Origin of the sequence: Aliiglaciecola sp. 2_MG-2023 (assembly GCF_030548145.1) — a bacterium.
Taxonomy (GTDB): Bacteria; Pseudomonadota; Gammaproteobacteria; order Enterobacterales; family Alteromonadaceae; genus Aliiglaciecola; species Aliiglaciecola lipolytica_A.
In genome coordinates this window covers 1-693 of the sequence record NZ_JAUORY010000067.1, presented here as the reverse complement: position 1 = coordinate 693, position 693 = coordinate 1, and the positions used below count along the sequence as shown (strand labels likewise).

General features: G+C 47.2%; 1 pseudogene. It reads right to left on the bottom strand.

Annotated elements, in window-relative coordinates:
* Window positions 1-327 precede the first annotated feature (327 nt).
* Window positions 328-693, bottom strand: a pseudogene (gene tuf / locus Q4567_RS22220) (elongation factor Tu); the annotation flags it as partial.

Genomic DNA, 693 nt, shown 5'->3' with positions numbered 1-693 from the left:
TTCCATGGCCTGAAGACCATCCTACAAAGATAATCCCCCCTACCCTGTAGTCGGGTGCTTTAGCCCCGCAGCGTTTTACATGGATTCCATGGCCTGAAGGCCATGCTACAGACTCTTATCGGATTCGCGATTCCATGGCCTGAAGGCCATGCTACAAATCGCGCCTTGTTGAACCTTTCCATGGCTTGTAGGCGGGTGTTTTAACCCCGCGATATGTTGCCCCACGCCATGGCGTGAAGGCCATGCTACAAATATTGTAAATACAAATCGCAGGCACAAAAAAAGCCGCTCTAAGAGCGGCTTTTTAATTCGTATCTTATCTCGCTATTAAGCGATGATTTTTGCTACAACACCAGCACCAACAGTACGGCCACCTTCACGGATTGCGAAGCGTAAACCTTCGTCCATCGCGATTGGGTTGATTAGCTCAACTTTGAATTTCAAGTTGTCGCCAGGCATTACCATTTCTACACCTTCTGGTAATTCTACTGCACCAGTGATGTCCGTTGTACGGAAGTAAAACTGTGGACGATAGCCTTTGAAGAATGGAGTATGACGACCACCTTCATCTTTAGACAATACATACACTTCAGCTTCAAACTGGGTGTGTGGAGTGATTGAACCAGGCTTAGCCAATACTTGACCACGCTCTACGTCATCACGTTTAGTACCACGTAGTAGTACACCAACGTT